The organism is Streptomyces sp. NPDC111516 (assembly GCF_055635345.1).
The window spans coordinates 40415-63848 of sequence record NZ_JBVKBV010000004.1 but is presented as its reverse complement, the minus strand read 5'-3'; the positions used below and the strand labels follow the sequence as shown (position 1 = coordinate 63848).

Genomic DNA, 23434 nt, shown 5'->3' with positions numbered 1-23434 from the left:
ACGCTGGAATCTCCCGCGAGACTCTGCGTCATGGGAGCACTGATGAGCATCGAATCCGAGGCCTCCGAGCCGCGGTGGGCGGTTCCGCCCGTGGGCGGCTGGACCGCCGATGACCTGGACACACTCCCGAATCTGCCTCCGCACACGGAGCTGATCGACGGGAGTCTTGTTTTCGTGAGTCCGCAGACCCTGTTCCATTCACGAGCGGTCAGCTTCTTTGAATGGCAGCTGCAGTCGCTGGTACCACATGACCTCGAGGTCGTGCGCGAGTTCACCATCGACATCGACCGCTACAACCGGCCCGAACCCGATGTGATCGTCGTGGACGGCGAGATCATCCAGGACCCGAACCAGACTCGTTTCCCCGCCGAGTCCGTACAGCTGGCCATCGAGGTCGTCTCCCCCGAGTCCCTGACTCGGGACCGGGAGACCAAGCCCGTGAAGTACGCACGGGCGAGGATCCCTCACTACTGGCGGGTGGAGAACCACGACGGCAGGGCGGTGGTCTATGTCTTCGAACTGGAGCCGTCGACCGGGGCCTACACCTCCACCGGCATCTTCCACGACCGGATGAAGGTCTCCGTTCCCTTCCCGGTCGATCTGGATCTCACCGCCATCACGGCACGCCGCCGGGCAGTGGCCCCGGAGTAGACCGGCGAGCGCCGCCCGCCCCCGCGCTCACTCGTACTCGGGCGGCTCCTCGTCCCAGCCGAACTCCGGGTCGTCGTCCGGGGCCGCAGACGCCGACGGGACGCGTGCGGCCGGGACCGCCGCGGGGCCGGGCTCCGCCGCCAGGACCGAACCGGCTTCCGGTACCACCAACGGTTCCGGACCGGTGACTGGCACCGCCGCGACATCGCCGAACGACGCGAGCACCTCCAGCACCCCTTCCCCGTACGTCGCCAGCTTCTTCTCGCCCAGGCCACTGATCCCGCCCAGCGCGGACACCGAGTCCGGCCGCACCGTGGCGATCTCGCGCAGTGTCGCGTCGTGGAAGATGACGTACGCGGGGACGCCCTGCTCCTTCGCCTGGACACCGCGCCAGGCCCGAAGCGCTTCGAAGACCGGGATGGCCTCGGTGGCCAGCTCGGCGCCGGCCGCCTGAGATTTCGCCTTGCGTTCGCCCTTCGTGGAGCGCGACGCGGGCTTCGGCGCCTCCTTGCGCAGCAGCACCTCGCGCTCCCGGCCGAGCACCGAGCCGCTCTCCTCCGTCAGCACCAGCGTGCCGTACTCGCCCTCGACGGCGATCAGCCCCTGGGCGAGCAACTGCCGTACGACTCCGCGCCATTCGGCCTCGGCCAGCTCCTCGCCGATACCGAAGACCGAGAGCCGGTCGTGGTCGAACTGGATGACCTTCGCCGTCTTGCGGCCGAGCAGGATGTCGATGATCTGGCCCGCCCCGAACTTCTGCCCGCGCTCCCGCTTCAGCCGTACCACGGTCGACAGCAGCTTCTGCGCGACCACCGTGCCGTCCCAGGTCAGGGGCGGGATGAGGCAGGTGTCGCAGTTGCCGCAGGCCACCGCGGCGGGCTCCTGGCCGAAGTACGTCAGGAGCTGGGCACGGCGGCACTGGACCGTCTCGCACAGGGCCAGCATCGAATCCAGGTGGGCGGACGCGCGGCGGCGGAACGCCTCGTCGCCCTCGCCGCCCTGGATGAGCTTGCGCTGCTGGACGACGTCCTGGAGTCCGTACGCCATCCAGGCCGTGGACGGCATCCCGTCACGCCCGGCTCGGCCGGTTTCCTGGTAGTAGCCCTCGACCGATTTCGGCAGGTCGAGGTGGGCGACGAAGCGGACGTCGGGCTTGTCGATGCCCATGCCGAAGGCAATGGTCGCGACGACGACCAGGCCCTCTTCGCGCAGGAAGCGGGACTGGTGGACGGCGCGCGTGCCCGCGTCCAGACCGGCGTGGTACGGGATGGCCTCGATGCCGTTGCGGCAGAGGTATTCGGCGGTCTTCTCGGTCGAGTTGCGCGACAGGCAGTAGACGATGCCCGCGTCCCCGGCGTGCTCCTCCTTGAGGAAGGAGAGCAGCTGCTTCTTCGGGTCGGCCTTCGGCACGATCCGGTACTGGATGTTCGGCCGGTCGAAACTGGCGACGAAGTGCTTCGCGTCGGGCATGCCCAGGCGCTGGGTGATCTCCTGGTGCGTCGCGCCGGTCGCGGTCGCGGTCAGGGCGATGCGCGGTACGTCGGGCCAGCGCTCGCCGAGAACGGAGAGGGCCAGGTAGTCCGGGCGGAAGTCGTGGCCCCACTGGGCCACGCAGTGCGCCTCGTCGATCGCGAAGACGGAGATCTCGCCGCGGGAGAGCAGGCCGAGCGTGGTGTCCAGGCGGAGCCGCTCCGGGGCCAGGTAGAGCAGGTCGAGCTCACCGGCGACGAACTGGGCCTCCATCGAGCGGCGCTCGTCGAAATCCTGCGTGGAGTTGATGAAGCCGGCCCGCACACCGAGCGCCCGCAGCGCGTCCACCTGGTCCTGCATCAGCGCGATCAGGGGCGAGATGACGATGCCCGTACCGGCTCTGACCAGGGCCGGGATCTGGTAGCAGAGGGACTTTCCGCCACCGGTCGGCATGAGCACGACGGCGTCGCCGCCCGCCACCACGTGGTCGACGACCGCTTCCTGCTCCCCGCGGAACGCCTCGTACCCGAACACCCGGTGCAGCGTCTGCCGCGCGTCGCTCTCGGTCACATCCATGGTCCCGCCCGTCGCGCTCATCGTTCTGTCCCCCGAGATCCCGGGCCCGTCCCGGGACCGTCCCGTTCCGTCCTGCCGCCGTCCCCTGCCACGATAGGCGCCGCCTACGACAACGCCGGACGGGCTTGACTTCTCAAGCCCGTCCGGCGTTGTCGTGACTGTGTACCGGCTGTGTGCGTGTGCGCTACCTCACGAAGACTCCCGCCTGGCCGGCCAGGTCCAGGAAGTACTGCGGGGCCAGGCCCAGCACCAGCGTGACCGCGACGCCGACCGCGATCGTCGTCATCGTCAGCGGGGACGGGACGGCGACCGTCGGGCCGTCGGCCTTCGGCTCGCTGAAGAACATCAGCACGATGACCCGGATGTAGAAGAACGCGGCGATCGCCGACGAGATCACACCGACCACGACCAGCCCGACCGCGCCACCGTCCGCCGCCGCCTTGAAGACGGCGAACTTCCCGGAGAAGCCGGAGGTGAGCGGGATACCGGCGAAGGCCAGCAGGAACACCGCGAAGACCGCGGCAACCAGCGGCGAGCGCCGGCCGAGCCCCGCCCACTTCGACAGATGCGTCGCCTCGCCGCCCGCGTCGCGCACCAGCGTCACGACGGCGAACGCGCCGACCGTCACGAAGGAATAAGCGCCGAGGTAGAAGAGGACCGACGAGACGCCCTCCGGGGTGGCCGCGATGACACCGGCGAGGATGAAGCCGGCGTGTGCGATCGAGGAGTAGGCGAGCAGCCGCTTGATGTCGGTCTGGGTGATGGCGACGACCGCGCCGCCCAGCATCGTGACGATCGCGACGGCCCACATGACCGGGCGCCAGTCCCAGACCAGACCCGGCAGGACCACGTACAGGAGGCGCAGCAGCGCACCGAACGCAGCGACCTTGGTGGCCGCGGCCATGAAGCCGGTGACCGGGGTCGGGGCGCCCTGGTAGACGTCCGGGGTCCACATGTGGAACGGGACGGCGCCGACCTTGAAGAGCAGACCGGTCAGGATCATCGCCCCGCCGATCAGCAGCAGCGCGTCGTTGCCCATGGTGTCGGCGAGCGCCGGGTCGATCTTCGTGACGGAGCCGTCTACCACGTTGGCGATGGTGGCGTACGAGACGGAGCCCGCGTACCCGTACAGCAGGGCGATCCCGAAGAGCAGGAACGCCGACGAGAAGGCGCCGAGCAGGAAGTACTTCACCGCGGCCTCCTGCGACATCAGCCGCTTGCGGCGGGCGACGGCGCACAGGAGGTAGAGCGGGAGGGAGAAGACCTCCAGGGCCACGAAGAGCGTCAGCAGGTCGTTGGCCGCCGGGAAGACCAGCATGCCGGCCACCGAGAAGAGGACCAGCGGGAAGACCTCGGTGGTGGTGAACCCGGCCCTGACCGCGGCCTTCTCGCTGTCGCTGCCGGGGACCGACGCGGCCTGTGCGGCGAAGGAGTCGACGCGGTTGCCATGCGTGGCAGGGTCGAGCCGACGCTCGGCGAAGGTGAAGACGGCGACCAGCGAGGTCAGCAGGATGGTGCCCTGCAGAAACAGCGTCGGACCGTCGATCGCGAGGGCGCCCATCGCGGCGACGTGCGCCTTCGTCGTGCCGTATCCCCCGGCTGCCAGGCCGATGACCGCTGCGAACGCGGCGGCGAGGGCGACGACCGTCAGGAAGACCTGCGTGTAGTAGCGGGACCGGCGCGGCACGAAGGCCTCGACGAGCACGCCCACCACGGCGACACCGATCACGATGAGGACCGGGGTCAGCTGGGCGTACTCGATGACCGGTGGCTGGAACTTCTCGGCCGGGGCCGCCGATGTCACCCCGCCTGCTGTCGTCCACAGGCTGTGGACAGCTGTTGCGCTCACTTGGCGGCCTCCACCTCAGGCTGGGGGTCCTTCTTCTGGACGTCCGACATGGTGTGCTGCACCGCCGGGTTGACGATCTCCGTCAGCGGCTTCGGGTAGACACCCAGGAAGAGCAGCAGCGCGATCAGCGGCAGGACCACCACCAGCTCCCGGACCTTGAGGTCCGCCATGCCCTGGACCTCGGCCTTCACGGGGCCCGTCATCGTCCGCTGGTAGAGGACGAGGACGTACAGCGCGGCGAGCACGATGCCGGTCGTGGCGATGACGCCCGCCGCCGGGTACGCGCTGAACGCGCCGACCAGGACCAGGAATTCGCTGACGAACGGGGCGAGTCCGGGCAGCGACAGGGTGGCCAGACCGCCGATCAGGAAGGTGCCGGCCAGGATGGGCGCCACCTTCTGCACCCCGCCGTAGTCGGCGATGAGCCGCGACCCGCGCCGGGTGATCAGGAAGCCCGCCACCAGCATCAGCGCTGCGGTCGAGATCCCGTGGTTGACCATGTAGAGCGTCGCACCCGACTGGCCCTGGCTCGTCATCGCGAAGATGCCCAGGATGATGAAGCCGAAGTGCGAGATCGACGCGTAGGCGATCAGCCGCTTGATGTCGCGCTGGCCGACGGCGAGCAGCGCCCCGTACACGATGCTGATCAGTGCCAGGACGATGATCACCGGCGTCGCCCACTTGCTGGCCTCCGGGAAGAGCTGGAGGCAGAAGCGGAGCATCGCGAACGTGCCGACCTTGTCGACGACCGCGGTGATCAGGACGGCGACCGGGCTGGTCGCCTCACCCATGGCGTTGGGCAGCCAGGTGTGCAGCGGCCACAGCGGGGCCTTCACCGCGAAGGCGAAGAAGAACCCGAGGAAGAGCCAGCGCTCCGTGCCCGTCGCCATGGAGAGCGAGCCGTTGGCCCGGGCCTCGGCGATCTCGGAGAGCGAGAACGTCCCCGCGACCACGTACAGCCCGATCACGGCGGCCAGCATGATGAGGCCGCCGACCAGGTTGTAGAGGAGGAACTTCACCGCGGCGTACGAGCGTTGCGCCGCCGCGTTCTCGTCGCTGCCCGTGTGTGCCCGGTCCCCGAAGCCGCCGATGAGGAAGTACATCGGGATGAGCATGGCTTCGAAGAGGATGTAGAAGAGGAAGACGTCGGTGGCCTCGAAGGAGAGGATCACCATCGCTTCGACCATCAGGATCAGGGCGAAGAAGCCCTGGGTGGGCCGCCAGCGCGAGGACGTGGTCTCCAGAGGGTCGGCGTCGTGCCAGCCGGCCAGGATGACGAAGGGGATCAGCAGCGCGGTGAGCGCCATGAGCGCCACCCCGATGCCGTCCACGCCCAGTTCGTACCGGACGCCGAAGTCCTTGATCCAGGCGTGCGATTCGGTGAGCTGGTAACGGGCGCCGCCGGGCTCGAAGCGGGCGAGCGCGACGCCCGCCAGTACGAGTGTGGCCAGCGAGAAGAGCAGCGCCAGCCATTTGGCCGCGGTGCGTCGGGCGGCGGGGACGGCGGCGGTGGCGATCGCGCCGATCGCCGGGAGCGCCGCCGTCGCTGTCAGGAGAGGAAAGGACATGTGATCAGACCGCCCTCATCAGCAGGGTCGCGGCGATGACAATCGCTGTACCGCCGAGCATCGAGACCGCGTAGGAGCGGGCGTAGCCGTTCTGCAGCTTGCGCAGCCGGCCGGAGAGCCCGCCCATCGACGCGGCCGTGCCGTTGACGACGCCGTCGACCAGGGTGTGGTCGACGTACACCAGGGAGCGGGTGAGGTGCTCGCCGCCGCGGACCAGGACCACGTGGTTGAAGTCGTCCTGGAGGAGATCGCGGCGGGCGGCCCGGGTGAGCAGCGAGCCGCGCGGGGCGACGACCGGCACCGGCTTGCGCCCGTACATCGCCCAGGCGATCGCAACACCGATGGCGAGCACGACCATGGTGGCGGCCGTGACGGTCGTGGCGCTGACCGGGGCGTGTCCGTGGCTGTGCCCGGTGACCGGCTCCAGCCAGTTCAGGAAGCGGTCGCCGACGGAGAAGAGGCCGCCGGCGAAGACCGAGCCGAACGCCAGGATGATCATGGGGATGGTCATCGACTTCGGGGACTCGTGCGGATGCGGCTCGTGGCCCTGGTCGTCCGGCTGCCAGCGCTTCTCGCCGAAGAACGTCAGCAGCATCACGCGCGTCATGTAGAACGCGGTGATCGCGGCGCCCAGCAGGGCCACCGAGCCGAGGATCCAGCCCTCGGTGCCGCCCTTGGCGAAGGCCGCCTCGATGATCTTGTCCTTGGAGAAGAAGCCGGACAGACCGGGGAAGCCGATGATCGCCAGATAGCCGAGGCCGAAGGTGATGAAGGTGACCGGCATGTACTTCCGCAGGCCCCCGTACTTCCGCATGTCGACCTCGTCGTTCATGCCGTGCATGACCGAACCGGCTCCGAGGAAGAGCCCGGCCTTGAAGAAGCCGTGCGTCACCAGGTGCATGATCGCGAAGACGTAGCCGATCGGGCCGAGCCCGGCGGCCAGGATCATGTAGCCGATCTGCGACATCGTCGACCCGGCGAGGGCCTTCTTGATGTCGTCCTTCGCACAACCGACGATCGCACCGAAGAGCAGCGTGACCGCACCGACGACCACGACGGCCAGCTGCGCGTCCGGCGCGCCGTTGAAGATCGCGCCGGACCGGACGATGAGGTAGACGCCCGCCGTCACCATGGTCGCGGCGTGGATGAGGGCGGAGACCGGGGTCGGGCCCTCCATCGCGTCACCAAGCCAGGACTGCAGCGGCACCTGCGCCGACTTGCCGCAGGCCGCGAGCAGCAGCAGCAGGCCGATCGCCGTCAGCTTGCCCTCGCTCACCTCCCCGGTCGCCCCCAGGACGGGACCGAAGGCGAACGTGCCGAACGTGGTGAACATCAGCATGATCGCGATCGACAGGCCCATGTCGCCGACCCGGTTGACCAGGAATGCCTTCTTGGCGGCCGTGGCCGCGCTGGGCTTGTGCTGCCAGAAGCCGATGAGCAGGTACGACGCCAGACCGACGCCCTCCCACCCGACGTACAGCAGCAGGTAGTTGTCCGCGATGACCAGGATCAGCATCGCCGCGAGGAAGAGGTTCAGATAGCCGAAGAATCGGCGCCGGCGCTCGTCGTGCTCCATGTAGCCGATCGAGTAGATGTGGATCAGGGTGCCCACACCGGTGATCAGCAGCACGAACGTCATCGACAACTGGTCGAGCTGGAAGGCCACATCGGCCTGGAAGCTCTCGACCGGAATCCAGCTGAACAGCTTCTGGTGCAGCGCCCGGTCCTCCGCGCCCTTTCCGAGCATGTCGAGGAAGAGCACGACACCGATGACGAACGACACGGCGGCGAGCAGGGTGCCGATCCAGTGTCCGGACCGGTCCAGCCGCCGACCGCCGCAGAGCAGGACCGCGGCTCCGAGCAGAGGCGCCGCGACGAGCAGCGCAATCAGGTTCTCCACGATTCAACGTCCCCTTACAGCTTCATCAGGCTGGCGTCGTCGACCGAGGCCGAGTGGCGGGAACGGAACACCGACACGATGATCGCGAGTCCGACCACGACCTCGGCAGCGGCGACGACCATCGTGAAGAAGGCGATGATCTGCCCGTCGAGATTGCCGTGCATCCGGGAGAAGGTCACGAACGCGAGGTTGCAGGCGTTGAGCATCAGCTCCACACACATGAAGACCACGATCGCGTTCCGCCTGATCAACACCCCGGCCGCACCGATGGTGAACAACAGGGCCGCGAGATAGAGGTAGTTGACCGGATTCACTTGGCGACCTCCTCGTCTTCGTTGTCACGGCCGAGCCGCTTCTCGGAGCGCTGCTCCAGTGCCTTGAGCTGCTCCAGCGACTCCTTCGACACATCGCGGATCTGCCCGCGGCTGCGCAGCGTCTGCATGACGGTGAGTCCGGACGGTGTGCCGTCGGGAAGCAGACCCGGGATGTCCACGGCGTTGTGCCGGGCGTAGACACCGGGGGCGGGCAGCGGCGGCACCTGCTTGCCGCGTACGCGCGCCTCGGACATCTCCCGCTGGGTCTTTGCCCGTTCGGTGCGCTCCCGGTGGGTGAGCACCATCGCGCCGACCGTCGCCGTGATCAGCAGGGCGCCGGTGATCTCGAAGGCGAAGACGTACCTGGTGAAGATGAGGCTGGCCAGCCCCTCGATGTTCCCGCCGTGCTGGGCGTTGGCGGTGCCGAGCCCGTTGAAGCTGTTCAGCGAGGCGTTGCCGATGCCCGCGATGAGCAGGATGCCGAAGCCGATCCCGCAGCCCGCGGCCAGCCAGCGCTGGCCCTTGATGGTCTCCTTCAGGGAGTCGGCCGCCGTGACGCCGACGAGCATGACCACGAAGAGGAACAGCATCATGATCGCGCCGGTGTAGACGACGATCTGGACGACGCCCAGGAAGTAGGCGCCGTTGGCCAGATAGAACACCGCCAGGACGATCATGGTCCCGGCGAGGCTCAGCGCGCTGTGCACGGCTTTTTTCATCAGTACGGTGGACAGCGCGCCGAGCACGGCGACGGTGCCCAGCACCCAGAACTGGACGGCCTCGCCGGTCGAGGTCTGGGAGGCCGCCGCGGCCAGGCCGGTCATGCGTCCACCTCCCGCGCCGAGCCATTCGCGTGTCCGTCGTCCTGCTTGGACTCGCCCTTGGAGACCGCGACCTGACGTTCGGTACCGGGCGCGGCCTCGGTGACGAGACCCCGGTAGTAGTCCTGCTCGTCCATCCCCGGATAGATCGCGTGCGGGGTGTCGACCATGCCCTCCTCCAGGCCCGCGAGCAGTTCGTCCTTGGTGTAGATGAGGCTCTCGCGGGTGGTGTTGGCGAGCTCGAACTCATTGGTCATCGTCAGTGCCCGGGTCGGGCACGCCTCGATGCACAGACCGCAGAGAATGCAGCGCGCGTAGTTGATCTGGTAGACGCGGCCGTAGCGCTCGCCCGGGGAGTAGCGCTCCTCGTCGGTGTTGTCCGCGCCCTCCACGTAGATCGCGTCCGCCGGACAGGCCCAGGCGCACAGCTCACAGCCGATGCACTTCTCCAGACCGTCCGGGTGGCGGTTGAGCTGATGCCGGCCGTGGAAGCGCGGCGCCGTCACCTTCTGCGTTTCCGGATACTGCTCGGTCAGCCGCTTCTTGAACATGGCCTTGAAGGTCACGCCGAAGCCGGCGACAGGGTTCTGGAACTTCTCGCCCGAGGGCTCTGATGACTCAGACACCGTCAGCCTCCTTTCCGTCACTCGAATTGCCGTCACTCTGAGTATCCGACCCGCCACTGACAACGAGCTTCCGCTCGCCCCGTGGCCTGCGGCGCGGCACCGGCGGCAGAGTCTGTCCGGGCAGCGGCGGCACCGGGAATCCGCCCGCCATCGGGTCGAACTCCGGCTCCGGTCCCGGCTTCGCCTCCGCGGCCCGGCCCTTCTTGTCGCGGAAGATGTCGGCGACGAAGGAGATCAGCAGGATCGCGATCACGGCCCCGGCCACGTACAGCACGATCTTCGAGAAGTCGTACCCCTCGTTGCGCAGCGCCCGCACCGTCGCGACCAGCATCAGCCAGAGCAGGGAGACCGGGATCAGGACCTTCCAGCCGAGCTTCATCAGCTGGTCGTAACGGACCCGGGGCAGCGTGCCGCGCAGCCAGATGAAGAAGAACAGCAGCAGCTGGACCTTGATGACGAACCAGAGCATCGGCCACCAGCCGTGGTTCGCGCCCTCCCAGAAGGTGCTGATCGGCCACGGGGCCCGCCAGCCGCCCAGGAACAGGGTCGTGGAGACCGCGGAGACGGTGACCATGTTGACGTACTCGGCGAGCATGAACATCGCGAACTTGATCGACGAGTACTCGGTGTTGAAGCCGCCCACCAGGTCGCCCTCGGACTCCGGCATGTCGAACGGGGCCCGGTTGGTCTCGCCGACCATCGTGACGATGTAGATGATGAAGGAGACCGGCAGCAGCAGGATGAACCAGCGGTCCTGCTGAGCCTCCACGATCTTCGAGGTCGACATCGACCCGGAGTAGAGGAAGACCGAGGCGAACGCGGCGCCCATCGCGATCTCGTAACTGATCATCTGGGCGCAGGAGCGCAGGCCGCCGAGGAGCGGGTACGTCGATCCGGACGACCAGCCCGCCAGCACGATGCCGTAGATCCCGACCGAGGCGACCGCGAGGACGTAGAGCATCGCGATCGGCAGGTCGGTGAGCTGCATCGCCGTACGGTGCCCGAAGATCGAGACCTCGTCGGACGGGCCGAACGGGATCACCGCGATCGCCATGAACGCCGGGATGGCGGCGACAATCGGCGCGAGCACGTACACGACCTTGTCGGCGCGCTTGACGACGACGTCTTCCTTCAGCATCAGCTTGATGCCGTCGGCGAGCGACTGGAGCATGCCCCAGGGGCCGTGCCGGTTGGGGCCGATGCGCAACTGCATCCAGGCGACGACCTTGCGCTCCCACACGATGGAGAAGAGCACGGTCACCATCAGGAACGCGAAGCAGAACACCGCCTTGATGACGACGAGCCACCACGGGTCGGTGCCGAACATCGACAGATCCTCGGCGGCGAGTACGGCACTGTGCGGTGCCGCGGCCAGTTGAGCGAAGGAAGTCACGCCCCCACCTCCGGTGTGACGTCGGGAGTGGCCGGTGCGGCGGGGCCGATCCGGACCAGGCCGCCGGGCCGGGCGCCGGTGTCGGCCGGGACGCCCCGTCCGACGGAGTTCAGCGGCACCCAGACCACCCGGTCCGGCATGTCGGTGACCTTCAACGGGAGTTCGACGCTGCCCGCCGGGCCGGTGACGGCCAGCAGATCGCCGTCCTTCACGCCCGTCTCGGCCGCGGTGGCGGCGGAGAGCCGGGCGACCGAGGCGTGCCGGGTGCCGGCCAGCGCGTCGTCGCCCTCCTGGAGCCGGCCCAGGTCGAGCAGCATCCGGTGGCCCGCGAGGACCGCCTCGCCGTCGCCGGGCCGAGGCAGCGGCCGGGCCGACTCGTTCGGGTCGGTGGCGTGCGCACCGGTCCAGCCGCCGAGCCGGTCCAGCTCGCGGCGTACGGACTTCACGTCCGGCAGCGCGAGGTCGGCGTCCAGCGCGTCGGCCAGCATGTGCAGCACCCGCGCGTCGGCCGGCGCGAGCGTCCGCGTCATCTGCTCGGGCTTCAGCGCGGCCTCGAACATCCGCGCCCTGCCCTCCCAGTTGAGGAAGGTGCCGGCCTTCTCGGCGACCGCGGCGACCGGGAAGACCACATCGGCCCGCTCGGTCACCTCGCTGGGCCGCAGCTCCAGCGAGACCAGGAAGCCGACCCGGTCCAGGGCCTCCAGGGCCCGGGCCGGGTCCGGCAGATCCACCGGCTCGACCCCGGCGACGAGCAGCGCGCCCAGTTCGCCGGTGGCCGCGGCCGCCACGATCTGGCCGGTGTCGCGGCCGAAGCGGGACGGGAGTTCGGCGACGCCCCAGACGGCCGCCACCTCGTCCCTGGCCCGCGGGTCGGTCGCCGGACGGCCGCCGGGCAGCAGCGACGGAAGCGCGCCCGCCTCCACCGCACCGCGCTCGCCGGCCCGCCGCGGCATCCACACCAGCGCGGCTCCGGTCGCGGTGGCGGCCCGCACCGCGGCGGTCAGTCCGCCCGGCACGGCCGCCAGCCGCTCACCGGCCACGATCACGGCCGCCTCGCCGCGCAACGCCTCGGCCGCCGCGGCTCCGTCGCCGTCGAGCCCGACGCCGCCCGCGATCGCGTCCAGCCACTCGGTCTCGGTGCCGGGGGCGGCGGGGAGCAGCGTGCCGCCCGCCTTCTCCAGTCCTCGCGTGGCGTGCGAGGCGACGGCGAACGTGCGCTGTCCGTGCTTGCGGTTCGCCTTGCGCAGCCGCAGGAAGACGCCGGGCGCCTCCTCCTCCGACTCGAACCCGACCAGCAGCACCGTCGGGGCCTTCTCCAGCGAGGTGTACGTGGCACCCGAGCCGTCCAGGTCCCGGCCGCGCCCGGCCACGCGGGCGGCCAGGAAGTCGGCCTCCTCGTTGCTGTGCGCCCGGGCCCGGAAGTCGATGTCGTTGGTGTCCAGCGCGACCCGGGCGAACTTGCTGTACGCGTACGCGTCCTCGACGGTCAGCCGGCCGCCGATGAGGACACCCGTCCTGCCGCGTGCGGCGGCGAGCCCGGTGGCCGCGGCGGCCAGCGCCTCGGGCCAGCTCGCCGGTTCCAGGACGCCGTCCGCGTTGCGCACCAGCGGAGTGGTGAGCCGGTCCCGCGCTTGCGCGTAGCGGAAACCGAAGCGGCCCTTGTCGCAGAGCCACTCCTCGTTCACCTCGGGGTCGTTGGCGGCGAGCCGCCGCATGACCTTGCCGCGCCGGTGGTCGGTACGGGTCGCGCAGCCGCCCGCGCAGTGCTCGCACACCGACGGCGACGACACCAGGTCGAAGGGCCGGGCGCGGAACCGGTACGCCGCCGAGGTCAGCGCCCCGACCGGGCAGATCTGGATGGTGTTCCCGGAGAAGTACGACTCGAACGGGTCGCCCTGGCCCGTGCCGACCTGCTGGAGCGCGCCGCGTTCCAGCAGCTCGATCATCGGGTCACCGGCCACCTGGTTGGAGAACCGGGTGCAGCGCGCGCAGAGCACACACCGCTCACGGTCCAGGAGTACCTGGGTGGAGAGCGGGACGGGCTTCTCGAACGTGCGCTTCTTGCCGTCGAAGCGGGAGTCGGCGCCGCCGTGCGACATCGCCTGGTTCTGCAGCGGGCACTCACCGCCCTTGTCGCAGACCGGGCAGTCCAGCGGGTGGTTGATGAGCAGCAGCTCCATCACACCCTTCTGCGCCTTCTCGGCGACCGGCGAGGTGAGCTGCGACCGCACCACCATGCCGTCGGTGCAGGTGATGGTGCAGGACGCCATCGGCTTGCGCTGGCCCTCGACCTCGACGATGCACTGGCGGCAGGCGCCGGCCGGGTCGAGGAGCGGGTGGTCGCAGAAGCGCGGGATCTCGATGCCGAGGAGTTCGGCGGCGCGGATGACCAGGGTGCCCTTGGGCACGCTGATCTCGATGCCGTCGATCGTCAGCGTGACGAGGTCCTCGGGCGGGACGGCCGCCTCGCCGCCCCCGGAGGGCGCACTCGTGGTGACTGTCATGCGTTCACCCCCTGGTGAGCGTTCTTGTCGTCGGCCCAGGCGGTCGACCTGGCGGGATCGAAGGGGCAGCCCCTGCCCGTGATGTGCTGCTCGTACTCCTCGCGGAAGTACTTCAGCGAGGAGAAGATCGGCGAGGCGGCGCCGTCGCCGAGGGCGCAGAAGGACTTGCCGTTGATGTTGTCGGCGATGTCGTTCAGCTTGTCGAGGTCGGCCATCTGTCCCTTGCCCGCCTCGATGTCGCGAAGCAACTGGACGAGCCAGTAGGTGCCTTCGCGGCACGGTGTGCACTTGCCGCAGGACTCGTGGGCGTAGAACTCGGTCCAGCGGGTGACGGCCCGCACGACGCAGGTCGTCTCGTCGAAGCACTGGAGCGCCTTGGTGCCGAGCATGGATCCGGCGGCGCCGACGCCTTCGTAGTCGAGCGGTACGTCGAGGTGCTCGTCGGTGAACATCGGGGTCGAGGAACCGCCCGGGGTCCAGAACTTCAGCCGGTGGCCGGGGCGCATCCCGCCGCTCATGTCGAGCAGCTGGCGCAGCGTGATGCCGAGCGGGGCCTCGTACTGACCGGGGCTCGCGACATGCCCGCTGAGCGAATACAGCGTGAAGCCCGGGGACTTCTCGCTGCCCATCGACTTGAACCACTCCTTGCCCCGGTTCAGGATCGCGGGAACCGAGGCGATGGACTCGACGTTGTTCACCACAGTGGGGCACGCGTACAGACCGGCGACCGCGGGGAAGGGGGGTCGCAGCCGGGGCTGGCCGCGTCGCCCTTCGAGCGAGTCGAGCAGTGCGGTCTCCTCACCACAGATGTACGCGCCCGCGCCCGCGTGCACGGTGAGTTCCAGGTCGAGCCCCGAGCCCAGGATGTTCGTCCCGAGGAAGCCCGCCTCGTACGCCTCGCGCACGGCCTCGTGCAACCGCCTCAGTACGGGGACGACTTCACCCCGCAGATAGATGAACGCGTGCGAGGAACGGATCGCGTAGCAGGCGATCACGATGCCCTCGATGAGGGAGTGCGGGTTGGCGAAGAGGAGCGGGATGTCCTTGCAGGTCCCGGGCTCCGACTCGTCGGCGTTGACGACCAGGTAGTGCGGTTTGCCATCGCCCTGCGGGATGAACTGCCACTTCATCCCGGTGGGGAAGCCCGCGCCGCCGCGGCCGCGCAGACCGGAGTCCTTGACGTACGCGATGAGCTCGTCCGGCGACATGGCGAGGGCCTTGCGCAGCCCCTCGTATCCCTCGTGGCGCCGGTAGGTCTCCAGGGTCCAGGATTCCGGCTCGTTCCAGAAGGCGGAGAGGACGGGGGCGAGCAGCTTCTCGGGGCTGTCCCCGCTGCCGTTTCCGTTGATTTCGGTTGCCAACGTCATCACTCTCCCTCCTCGGCTGTCGGGCCGGCCACGTGGTCCGGGTCCTGCGGGGCATCGGCGGGTCCGGACCCGCGCGTGCTCTCGCTGCGGGGGGCGACGACGCGCGGGTGCGGTTCCTCGCCCCTCGCGAGGCGGAGGCCGACCAGTGAGGCGGGGCCCGCGCCGCCGGATGCCTCGACGGCGCCGGGGCGCTCGTCGGGGAAGCCGGCCAGGATCCGGGACGTCTCCTTGTACGAGCACAGGGGGGCGCCGCGGGTGGGTTCGACGGTGCGTCCGGCGATCAGGTCGTCGACCAGGCGCGTCGCGCTCTCGGGTGTCTGGTTGTCGAAGAACTCCCAGTTGATCATCACCACGGGAGCGAAGTCGCAGGCCGCGTTGCACTCGATGTGTTCGAGGGTGACCTTGCCGTCCGCAGTCGTCATATCGGGCCCGTCGTTGCCGACGCCGAGGTGTTCCTTGAGCCGGTCGAAGATGGCGTCGCCGCCCATCACCGCGCACAGGGTGTTGGTGCAGACGCCGACCTGGTAGTCGCCGCTCGGCTTGCGCCGGTACATCGTGTAGAAGGTGGCGACCGCGGTGACCTCGGCGGTGGTGAGGCCGAGCAGCTCGGCGCAGAACGCCATGCCCGTACGGGAGACGTAGCCCTCCTCGGACTGCACCAGGTGCAGCAGCGGCAGCAGGGCGGAGCGGCTGCCGGGGTAGCGGGCGATCACCTCCTTCGCGTCCGCTTCGAGCCTGGCGCGCACCTCGGCCGGGTAGGCGGGGGCGGGGAGCTGCGGCATCCCCAGACTGACTTCCTGACGTGCTTCGGTCACCGGTCGACGCCTCCCATCACGGGGTCGATGGACGCGACGGCGACGATGACGTCGGCGACCTGGCCGCCCTCGCACATCGCCGCCATGGCCTGCAGATTGGTGAAGGACGGGTCGCGGAAGTGGACCCGGTAGGGACGGGTGCCGCCGTCCGAGACGACATGGACTCCGAGCTCGCCCTTGGGCGACTCGACCGCGGTGTACACCTGTCCGGCCGGGACGCGGAAGCCCTCGGTCACCAGCTTGAAGTGGTGGATCAGGGCCTCCATGGAGGTGCCCATGATCTTCTTGATGTGGTCGAGCGAGTTGCCGAGCCCGTCCGGACCGAGCGCGAGCTGCGCCGGCCAGGCGATCTTCTTGTCGGCGACCATCACCGGTCCGGGGGCGAGCCGGTCGATGCACTGCTCGATGATCCGCAGCGACTGACGCATCTCCTCCAGCCGGATGAGGAAGCGGCCGTAGGCGTCGCAGCTGTCGGCGGTGGGGACGTCGAACTCGTAGTCCTCGTATCCGCAGTACGGGTCCGTCTTGCGCAGGTCGTGCGGGAGTCCGGCGGAGCGCAGGATCGGGCCGGTGGCGCCGAGTGCCATGCAGCCGGTCAGATCGAGATAGCCGACGTCCTGCATGCGGGCCTTGAAGATCGGGTTGCCGGTGGCGAGCTTGTCGTACTCCGGCAGGTTCTTCTTCATGGTCTTCAGGAACTCGCGGAGCTGGTCGATCGCGCCGGGCGGCAGGTCCTGGGCGAGTCCGCCGGGCCGGATGAACGCGTGGTTCATCCGCAGGCCGGTGATCAGCTCGAAGAGATCGAGAACGAGTTCACGGTCACGGAAGCCGTAGATCATGATCGTGGTGGCGCCGAGTTCCATGCCGCCGGTGGCGATGCACACCAGGTGCGAGGAGATCCGGTTGAGCTCCATCAGAAGCACGCGCAGGACGGTGGCCCGGTCGGGGATCTGGTCCTCGATGCCGAGCAGCTTCTCGACGCCGAGGCAGTAAGCCGCCTCGTTGAAGAACGGCGTCAGGTAGTCCATGCGCGTCACGAAGGTGGTGCCCTGGGTCCAGTTCCGGAATTCGAGGTTCTTCTCGATGCCGGTGTGGAGGTAGCCGATGCCGCAGCGGGCCTCGGTGACGGTCTCGCCGTCGATCTCCAGGATCAGCCGCAGCACCCCGTGCGTGGACGGGTGCTGGGGACCCATGTTGACGATGATGCGCTCGTCGTCGGCCTTGACCGCCGACTCGACGACCTCGTCCCAGTCGCCGCCGGTGACTGTATACACAGTCCCCTCGGTCGTAGCCCTGGCATTCGAGAGGGGCGTCCCGGAGGGACCCGATGGGGGGTGGTGGCCGGGCGACGGGTGGGAGTGGGGAGTAGTCATCAGGAGTACGACCTCCGCTGGTCCGGAGCCGGGATCTGGGCGCCCTTGTACTCGACGGCGATGCCGCCGAGCGGATAGTCCTTGCGCTGCGGGAAGCCCTGCCAGTCGTCCGGCATCATGATCCGGGTGAGGGCGGGGTGTCCGTCGAAGATCAGTCCGAAGAAGTCGTAGGCCTCGCGCTCGTGCCAGTCGTTGGTCGGGTAGACCTCGACGAGCGACGGGATGTGCGGATCGCTGTCCGGGGCCGACACCTCCAGGCGGATCAGCCGGCCGTGCGTGATCGAGCGCAGGTGGTAGACGGCGTGCAGCTCCCGGCCCTTGTCGCCGAGGAAGTGGACGCCGCTCACCCCCGTACAGAGCTCGAAGCGCAGCGCCGGGTCGTCGCGCAGGGTGCGGGCGACCCGGACGAGGTGCTCGCGGGCGATGTGGAAGGTGAGCTCGCCGCGGTCGACAACGGTCTTCTCGATGGCGTTCTCGGGAAGCAGGTCCTGTTCCTCCAGGGCCCCTTCGAGCTCGTCCGCGACTTCGTCGAACCAGCCGCCGTACGGACGGGACGTGGCGCCCGGCAGGGTCACCGTGCGGACGAGGCCGCCGTAGCCGGAGGTGTCGCCGCCGTTGTTGGCGCCGAACATGCCCTTGCGTACGCCGATGACCTCGCCGGTCTCGTCGCGCGGAGCGGGCACACCGTTGTTGTTCTGCTCACCGTGCTCGGGGTTCTCGCTCATCGCAGCAGCCCCTTCATCTCGATCAGGGGCAGTGCCTTGAGCGCCGCGTCCTCCGCCTCGCGGGCGGCCTCCTCCGCGTTGACCCCGAGCTTGGAGCTCTGGATCTTCTGGTGGAGCTTGAGAATCGCGTCCATCAGCATCTCGGGCCGCGGCGGGCAGCCCGGCAAATAAATATCAACCGGGACAATGTGATCAACACCCTGAACAATGGCGTAATTATTGAACATTCCGCCCGATGATGCGCAAACCCCCATGGAGATCACCCACTTGGGGTTGGGCATCTGGTCGTAGACCTGCCGCAGGACAGGCGCCATCTTCTGGCTGACCCGCCCCGCCACGATCATCAGGTCCGCCTGGCGCGGCGATCCGCGGAAGACCTCCATACCGAAACGGGCCAGGTCGTAGCGCCCGGCCCCGGTCGTCATCATTTCGATGGCGCAGCAGGCCAGGCCGAAGGTGGCCGGGAAGACGGAGGACTTCCGTACCCAGCCGGCGGCCTGCTCGACAGTGGTCAGCACGAAGCCGCTGGGCAGCTTCTCTTCGAGTCCCATGGTGTGCCCCTCAGCCCCTCAGTCCCATTCCAGGCCGCCGCGACGCCACACATACGCGTAGGCGACGAAGACGGTGAGCACGAAGAGCAGCATCTCCACGAGCCCGAAGATCCCCAGGGCGTCGAAGGTGACCGCCCAGGGATAGAGGAAGACGATCTCGATGTCGAAGACGATGAAGAGCATCGCCGTCAGGTAGTACTTGATGGGGAAGCGGCCGCCTCCGGCTGGAGTGGGGGTGGGTTCGATACCGCACTCGTACGCTTCGAGCTTTGCTCGGTTGTACCGCTTCGGGCCGATAAGCGTGGCCATGACCACGGAGAAGATCGCAAACCCTGCCCCGAGGGCGCCGAGCACGAGGATGGGCGCGTAGGCATTCACGCTCCTCGCTCCTTCCAGTCGTCCTTGACCGTTGGACCGCATCGGGCGATTCGGCTCGCCACCCCACCAAGATCGTGCACATGTGAGGCAGTTCACAAGCCCGACTGCCCCGCATCCTATGCCCGCCGTCCTGTGATCTGCGACACGGGGTACAACAACGAGTTTGTGATCTCCACCACCAGGCGAAGAGCCGCGAAGTCACCTGAGCGGTGATCTTCGTACGCAAAGCGGCCGAGTGATCACGAGACGTGACATTCGATGCTGTCTTCGCTGGTCAAGAAGGTTTTCCTCTAACAATCAGATACCCGAGGAGGCAAATTGGCAATGGACGGGCGGGGCGTGATAAGAGGATCGGCCCGCTCCGGGCTCACCCCGACGAGGGGCCCCCGGGGAGCGAAGTGGACGTGTGCGCGCATTCACGATCTTCGGGATGAATGGGAGGGGTGGCGGCGCAGGGTCGACGGGCGGCCCGACCGGCACGCGGCGGCGCTTCGGGCGCCGGGCGCACCCACACCCCCTCATCGCGGTCGCACCCGGGCCACACCTTGATCACCCTGTGACCTGCGTCACACCGCACGAACCTCAGCAAAAGCGGGCTTGGCCATCGGTGTGAACGGATGGTAAGCGGCGGGCAATTCGGGCGTATTGCCGAAAGCCCGTGATCACAGCGCTGATCAAGCCCGCCCGGTTTGCCCGTTACGGCGTCAATAAGGGCCACCGGAAAGCGGATTCACAGATTCCGTACGTAACTGTGTCGCAACACACGTTTCTTGATGGGAGCCCCGTAGCCCTGATAGCGCTAGTACACATGTCCCACACCGCTCACATACCCAGCCACCGGAAGCCCCGCCGAAACGCGCCGAAGACGGCGCTGCGCGCCGGAGTTGCCGGTGGCGTCCTCAGCACCATCGCGGTGGCAGGCGCCGCCGGTCCGGCCCAGGCCGAGCCGGTGACCCAGACCATCGAGATGCCCACCATCACCTCCGGGCTCTCCACCGCCGTCGCCGCGTCCGCCCAGGCCACGCAGCAGGTCGCCCAGGACCTGCAGACGCAGGCCCAGGAGGACGCCGCAGCCGCCACCGCGGCCAAGGCCGCCAAGAAGGCCAAGGCCGAGGCGGTCCGCAAGGCCGAGGCCAAGAAGAAGGCGGAGGCCAAGGCCAAGGCGGAGGCCGCCGCCAAGGCCAAGGCGGAGGCCGCCGAGCGTGCTTCCCGCTCCGCCGTCCGTACGACGCTCAGCGCGACCTCCGGCTCCACCGCCTCGGCCTCCTCGTACTCGTCGAGCGCGACCGGCTCCGCCGCATCCGTCATCGCCTTCGCGCAGGCTCAGGTCGGCGACGCGTACGTCTCCGGCGGCACCGGGCCCAACTCGTGGGACTGCTCCGGCCTCGTCCAGGCCGCGTTCCGCTCGGTCGGCGTCGACCTGCCGCGCGTCTCGCAGGCCCAGTCCACCGCGGGCACCCAGGTCTCCCTGAGCAACCTCCAGCCGGGCGACATCCTGTACTGGGGCGGCGCGGGCAGCGCGTACCACGTCGGGATCTACGTGGGCGGCGGCGAGTTCGTCGGTGCGCAGAACTCCAGCACCGGTGTGGTGCAGCGTCCGCTGTCCTACGACCCGCCGTCGGGCGCGGTCCGCGTTCTCTGATTCACAAGCACGTGTGAGGCGTGTGTGAAGACGGCGAAGGGCCGTCGCTCCCCCGCTCGGGAGCGACGGCCCTTCGCCGTGCGTCCGGACCGGACCGAACGCGGAAGGAACGAGTCCGCCGACTCAGGTCAGCGGACCCCGCCGTCCTCGGTGTTCTTCCGGACCCGGATTCGCACGACGTGGTCGTCCAGGTCCACCCCCAGGGGCGGGCCTGCTGGACAGATCTCCGTCGGGATCGTCGGATGCGAGGTGTTGCCGGACCAGACCGACCAGACCGTCGACAAGGGGGCCGGACTCGACGGATGGGTCGAGCGAACGCTGCAGCAGGTAGCCGTCGATCGCCGCCGTGAGGGTGACCGCGACGACGAGCGGACGCGCGACCCCCCGGGCCGCGAACCAGTCGCACAACGACTGCCGGAACTCGGCCAGCAAGTCGGAGATTTCGGCGCGCAGTTGGTCGTCCCGGCTCGCTGCGACGAGGGACTCGTACAGCAGCAGCAGCTCCGGGTCACGCGGATCATTGGCCGACAGCGCGCGAATCATGGTTTCGACGGCCGCGGCCGGATCCGACTGCGCCAGGGCTTCGCCGACCCGGTCGAGGAAGAACGTCCGGATCTTCCGCACTGCGGCGATGCGCCGGAGTTCACCGATGCTTCCCACGTGGTAATGGATCACACCGGTGTTCACGCCCGCGCGCTCCGCGACCCGTCGGCTGCTCACATCGCCCCAGCCCAACTCGGGAATGAGTGAGGCAGCGGCCTCGATGATCTTTTCGCGCGTATCCGTCCGGCGCGAGGGATTCGTGGACTCACTGTTCACAGTCGCATTCCCTGGATCGAGATCACCACGTTCACGCCGGCCGAGGCCAGTGCGATCGCTTCGAGGACGAGCAGCTGCACCGGCAGGGCGTCGGGCACGACGGGGAAGACCGCGCCGAGGTCGGCCGCGAAGACCGCGATGTAGCCGAGGCTCAGCACCAGTGCCGCCACGAATGCCCAGTGATGGTTCGCCATGGCGAACCCGGCCACCACGAAGCTGGCGAGCCCGAGAGAGGTCAGATACACGTTGAAGCTGTTGAACTGCCACCGGGGGAGCGCGGAGAAGTCCCTCGTGTCGATCAGCTTTCCCGGGACCATGGGAATCAGCAGGAGTGCTTCCCAGACCAGAAGCGCTGCCGTCACCGTCGCCAACAGGGATTGATGCATTACGCCCTCCGTCGCCACCGCAAGAACAAGTCGTCGATTTGGACGATAGTCCTGGACGGTCGTCCAAATCAACCGCCGCGATCCGCGCACGACCGGGAGCGGGCACTACGGCGCGGATCGGGTGCGGACGTTTCAGCACCCCGAGGCGGCGAGGGTGAACCACACCGTCTTCGAGTGCGGCGAACCCGCCCCGTACGAGGCGGTCCCCCACCGGGCGGCGAGAGCGTTCACAAGGAGAAGCCCCCGGCCGCCCCACACCCCGTCGTTCCGGAATCCGCATGGGTTAGGCTCGCCGGGGCGCAGTGAGGGGCCTCGACCGGGGTCCGGCCTTCAAGTACCGCCGCGCCGGACTCGCCACCGGCCCCGTCCAACCCTGAGCAGCGGCCCCGGAGGAACCGGAAGAAACTGTTCAGGTATCGGCCTGCTGCTGGGCCGGGATGTGAGGGCCGCCCGTGCGGGACTACTTGCTCATGCTGTTCATCACGGCGGCAGTGACCCATCTCCTGACCGGACCGGTCCGCAAGTTCGCCATCGCGATCGGAGCGGCGCCGGAAATCCGGGCGCGCGACGTCCACCGCGAGCCGACCCCGCGCCTCGGCGGCATCGCCATGTTCGGCGGGCTGCTGGCCGGATACCTCGTGGCCTCCCACCTGCCCCACCTGGAAGAGATCTTCACCCAGAGCTCCACGCCCCGCGCGCTGCTGTCCGGGGCAGCGCTGATCTGGCTGCTGGGGGTGCTCGACGACAAATGGGAGCTCGATTCGCTGGTCAAGCTCGGCGGGCAACTGCTGGCCGCCGGCGTGATGGCGTTCCAGGGCCTGACGATCCTCTGGCTGCCGGTGCCGGGCACCGACGGCTTCTACCTCTCCGACTGGCAGGGCACCCTGCTGACCGTGGGGCTGATCGTCTTCACCATCAACGCGGTCAACTTCGTCGACGGGCTCGACGGACTGGCCGCCGGGACGGTGGGTATCGCGGCGACGGCGTTCTTCCTCTACGCGTATCGGCTCTGGTACGGCTACGGCATCGAGGCCGCCGCCTCCACCACACTGATCTCCGTGATCCTCGCAGGCATGTGCCTCGGCTTCCTGGTGCACAACTCGCACCCGGCCCGGATCTTCATGGGGGACTCCGGCTCCATGCTGCTCGGGCTGCTCATCGCCGGGTGCGCCATCTCTGTCACGGGCGAGGTCGATCCGAGCCTCCTCAAGCAGACCGTCGACGGTACGTCCGGGTCGGCCGCGATGGTGCCGGTCTACATTCCGCTGCTGCTTCCGCTGTCAGTCATCGCGCTGCCGGTCGCGGACCTCGTGCTCGCCGTCGTCAGGCGTACGTGGAACGGACGGTCCCCCTTCTCCGCCGACAAGGGGCACCTCCACCACCGCCTGCTCCAGCTCGGCCACTCGCACCGCCGGGCCGTGCTGCTCATGTACTTCTGGTCGGCGCTGTTCTCGTTCGGGATCGTGGCCTACTCGGCGCGGGGCGCCAAGTCCTGGATGCTCTTCGGGGTCGCGTTCGTCTGCGGACTGGGCCTGCTTCTGCTGCTCCAGCCACGCTACGAATCCGGCCTTGCCCGCCTTCTGGGCCGGGTACGGCCGCGCAGGTCCGGGGGCCGCGTGGTCGCCACCGGCGGAAAGCGCACCGGGCCCGACGACCACCGCACACGCGTGGACGCCGGTCACCGGGACGGCTGACCGGCGGCCGGC

20 protein-coding genes are annotated in these 23434 nt (G+C 68.7%); 3 read left to right on the top strand and 17 right to left on the bottom strand.

Annotated features, from left to right (window positions below):
* Window positions 1-42: 42 nt before the first annotated feature.
* On the top strand, window positions 43-651 hold the full coding sequence (locus tag ACZ7L9_RS10525) for a Uma2 family endonuclease (protein ID WP_471414216.1): 609 nt from the start codon (window positions 43-45) through the stop codon (window positions 649-651).
* A 27-nt stretch (window positions 652-678) separates the two neighbouring features.
* Here the strand turns inward: ACZ7L9_RS10525 and recQ are convergent, their stop codons facing one another.
* The 15 genes from recQ to ACZ7L9_RS10450 form a co-directional block, all read right to left on the bottom strand.
* The gene (recQ, locus tag ACZ7L9_RS10520) at window positions 679-2718 is read right to left on the bottom strand and encodes a DNA helicase RecQ (RefSeq protein ID WP_471414214.1); all 2040 of its coding nucleotides are present in this window, start codon (window positions 2716-2718) and stop codon (window positions 679-681) included.
* Between the two features lie 163 nt (window positions 2719-2881).
* Window positions 2882-4546: an NADH-quinone oxidoreductase subunit NuoN gene (nuoN, locus tag ACZ7L9_RS10515; protein ID WP_471414213.1), complete on the bottom strand. Its 1665-nt coding sequence runs from the start codon at window positions 4544-4546 to the stop codon at window positions 2882-2884.
* Entirely contained in the window at window positions 4543-6114 is a 1572-nt protein-coding gene (locus ACZ7L9_RS10510; protein WP_471414212.1) for an NADH-quinone oxidoreductase subunit M, read from the bottom strand. The genes nuoN and ACZ7L9_RS10510 overlap by 4 nt, the downstream gene beginning before the upstream one ends.
* A gap of 4 nt (window positions 6115-6118) precedes the next feature.
* Window positions 6119-8014, bottom strand: a complete 1896-nt coding sequence (nuoL, locus tag ACZ7L9_RS10505; protein WP_471414210.1) for an NADH-quinone oxidoreductase subunit L — start codon at window positions 8012-8014, stop codon at window positions 6119-6121.
* 14 nt (window positions 8015-8028) lie between these two features.
* The gene (gene nuoK, locus ACZ7L9_RS10500) at window positions 8029-8328 is read right to left on the bottom strand and encodes an NADH-quinone oxidoreductase subunit NuoK (protein ID WP_093543641.1); all 300 of its coding nucleotides are present in this window, start codon (window positions 8326-8328) and stop codon (window positions 8029-8031) included.
* The gene (locus tag ACZ7L9_RS10495; RefSeq protein WP_471414208.1) at window positions 8325-9152 is read right to left on the bottom strand and encodes an NADH-quinone oxidoreductase subunit J; all 828 of its coding nucleotides are present in this window, start codon (window positions 9150-9152) and stop codon (window positions 8325-8327) included. The genes nuoK and ACZ7L9_RS10495 overlap by 4 nt, the downstream gene beginning before the upstream one ends.
* Complete coding sequence (gene nuoI, locus ACZ7L9_RS10490; protein ID WP_471414206.1) at window positions 9149-9775, bottom strand: NADH-quinone oxidoreductase subunit NuoI; 627 nt, start codon at window positions 9773-9775, stop codon at window positions 9149-9151. The genes ACZ7L9_RS10495 and nuoI overlap by 4 nt, the downstream gene beginning before the upstream one ends.
* Entirely contained in the window at window positions 9768-11168 is a 1401-nt protein-coding gene (gene nuoH / locus ACZ7L9_RS10485) for an NADH-quinone oxidoreductase subunit NuoH (protein WP_471414205.1), read from the bottom strand. The genes nuoI and nuoH overlap by 8 nt, the downstream gene beginning before the upstream one ends.
* Window positions 11165-13672, bottom strand: a complete 2508-nt coding sequence (locus ACZ7L9_RS10480) for an NADH-quinone oxidoreductase subunit G (protein ID WP_471414203.1) — start codon at window positions 13670-13672, stop codon at window positions 11165-11167. The genes nuoH and ACZ7L9_RS10480 overlap by 4 nt, the downstream gene beginning before the upstream one ends.
* Window positions 13669-15042, bottom strand: a complete 1374-nt coding sequence (gene nuoF, locus ACZ7L9_RS10475) for an NADH-quinone oxidoreductase subunit NuoF (protein WP_471414202.1) — start codon at window positions 15040-15042, stop codon at window positions 13669-13671. Before nuoF ends, ACZ7L9_RS10480 begins: the two co-directional genes overlap by 4 nt.
* Window positions 15039-15821 carry an NADH-quinone oxidoreductase subunit NuoE gene (gene nuoE, locus ACZ7L9_RS10470; RefSeq protein WP_471414664.1) on the bottom strand — a complete coding sequence of 261 codons (783 nt, stop codon included), beginning with the start codon at window positions 15819-15821 and terminating at the stop codon, window positions 15039-15041. Before nuoE ends, nuoF begins: the two co-directional genes overlap by 4 nt.
* A gap of 29 nt (window positions 15822-15850) precedes the next feature.
* Window positions 15851-17227 carry an NADH-quinone oxidoreductase subunit D gene (locus ACZ7L9_RS10465; protein WP_471414201.1) on the bottom strand — a complete coding sequence of 459 codons (1377 nt, stop codon included), beginning with the start codon at window positions 17225-17227 and terminating at the stop codon, window positions 15851-15853.
* Window positions 17227-17952 carry an NADH-quinone oxidoreductase subunit C gene (locus ACZ7L9_RS10460; protein ID WP_471414199.1) on the bottom strand — a complete coding sequence of 242 codons (726 nt, stop codon included), beginning with the start codon at window positions 17950-17952 and terminating at the stop codon, window positions 17227-17229. The genes ACZ7L9_RS10465 and ACZ7L9_RS10460 overlap by 1 nt, the downstream gene beginning before the upstream one ends.
* On the bottom strand, window positions 17949-18503 hold the full coding sequence (locus ACZ7L9_RS10455; protein WP_030975705.1) for a NuoB/complex I 20 kDa subunit family protein: 555 nt from the start codon (window positions 18501-18503) through the stop codon (window positions 17949-17951). Before ACZ7L9_RS10455 ends, ACZ7L9_RS10460 begins: the two co-directional genes overlap by 4 nt.
* Window positions 18504-18521: 18 nt before the next feature.
* Window positions 18522-18881 carry an NADH-quinone oxidoreductase subunit A gene (locus ACZ7L9_RS10450; RefSeq protein WP_003992243.1) on the bottom strand — a complete coding sequence of 120 codons (360 nt, stop codon included), beginning with the start codon at window positions 18879-18881 and terminating at the stop codon, window positions 18522-18524.
* A gap of 808 nt (window positions 18882-19689) precedes the next feature.
* Here ACZ7L9_RS10450 and ACZ7L9_RS10445 point away from each other — a divergent pair.
* Complete coding sequence (locus ACZ7L9_RS10445; RefSeq protein WP_471414197.1) at window positions 19690-20523, top strand: C40 family peptidase; 834 nt, start codon at window positions 19690-19692, stop codon at window positions 20521-20523.
* Between the two features lie 123 nt (window positions 20524-20646).
* Here ACZ7L9_RS10445 and ACZ7L9_RS10440 read toward each other — a convergent pair whose 3' ends face one another.
* Together ACZ7L9_RS10440 and ACZ7L9_RS10435 are read right to left on the bottom strand one after the other, a co-directional pair.
* The gene (locus tag ACZ7L9_RS10440; protein WP_471414196.1) at window positions 20647-21342 is read right to left on the bottom strand and encodes a TetR/AcrR family transcriptional regulator; all 696 of its coding nucleotides are present in this window, start codon (window positions 21340-21342) and stop codon (window positions 20647-20649) included.
* The gene (locus ACZ7L9_RS10435; RefSeq protein ID WP_471414194.1) at window positions 21339-21728 is read right to left on the bottom strand and encodes a DUF8051 family protein; all 390 of its coding nucleotides are present in this window, start codon (window positions 21726-21728) and stop codon (window positions 21339-21341) included. The genes ACZ7L9_RS10440 and ACZ7L9_RS10435 overlap by 4 nt, the downstream gene beginning before the upstream one ends.
* Window positions 21729-22198: 470 nt before the next feature.
* Here ACZ7L9_RS10435 and ACZ7L9_RS10430 point away from each other — a divergent pair, with 470 nt between their 5' ends.
* Window positions 22199-23422 (top strand): MraY family glycosyltransferase, encoded by a 1224-nt coding sequence (locus ACZ7L9_RS10430; protein ID WP_471414193.1) that lies wholly within the window; start codon window positions 22199-22201, stop codon window positions 23420-23422.
* Window positions 23423-23434 lie beyond the last annotated feature (12 nt).

Bases quoted from the DNA above. Each gene is read 5' to 3' on its own strand.
- ACZ7L9_RS10465 (WP_471414201.1), bottom strand. From the start codon at position 17,227: ATGACTACTCCCCACTCCCACCCGTCGCCCGGCCACCACCCCCCATCG.
- nuoE (WP_471414664.1), bottom strand. From the start codon at position 15,821: ATGCCGCAGCTCCCCGCCCCCGCCTACCCGGCCGAGGTGCGCGCCAGG.
- ACZ7L9_RS10445 (WP_471414197.1), top strand. From the start codon at position 19,690: ATGTCCCACACCGCTCACATACCCAGCCACCGGAAGCCCCGCCGAAAC.
- ACZ7L9_RS10495 (WP_471414208.1), bottom strand. From the start codon at position 9,152: ATGACCGGCCTGGCCGCGGCGGCCTCCCAGACCTCGACCGGCGAGGCC.
- recQ (WP_471414214.1), bottom strand. From the start codon at position 2,718: ATGAGCGCGACGGGCGGGACCATGGATGTGACCGAGAGCGACGCGCGG.
- ACZ7L9_RS10435 (WP_471414194.1), bottom strand. From the start codon at position 21,728: ATGCATCAATCCCTGTTGGCGACGGTGACGGCAGCGCTTCTGGTCTGG.
- ACZ7L9_RS10455 (WP_030975705.1), bottom strand. From the start codon at position 18,503: ATGGGACTCGAAGAGAAGCTGCCCAGCGGCTTCGTGCTGACCACTGTC.
- ACZ7L9_RS10430 (WP_471414193.1), top strand. From the start codon at position 22,199: ATGCTGTTCATCACGGCGGCAGTGACCCATCTCCTGACCGGACCGGTC.
- ACZ7L9_RS10510 (WP_471414212.1), bottom strand. From the start codon at position 6,114: ATGTCCTTTCCTCTCCTGACAGCGACGGCGGCGCTCCCGGCGATCGGC.
- ACZ7L9_RS10460 (WP_471414199.1), bottom strand. From the start codon at position 17,952: ATGAGCGAGAACCCCGAGCACGGTGAGCAGAACAACAACGGTGTGCCC.
- ACZ7L9_RS10525 (WP_471414216.1), top strand. From the start codon at position 43: ATGAGCATCGAATCCGAGGCCTCCGAGCCGCGGTGGGCGGTTCCGCCC.
- ACZ7L9_RS10480 (WP_471414203.1), bottom strand. From the start codon at position 13,672: ATGACAGTCACCACGAGTGCGCCCTCCGGGGGCGGCGAGGCGGCCGTC.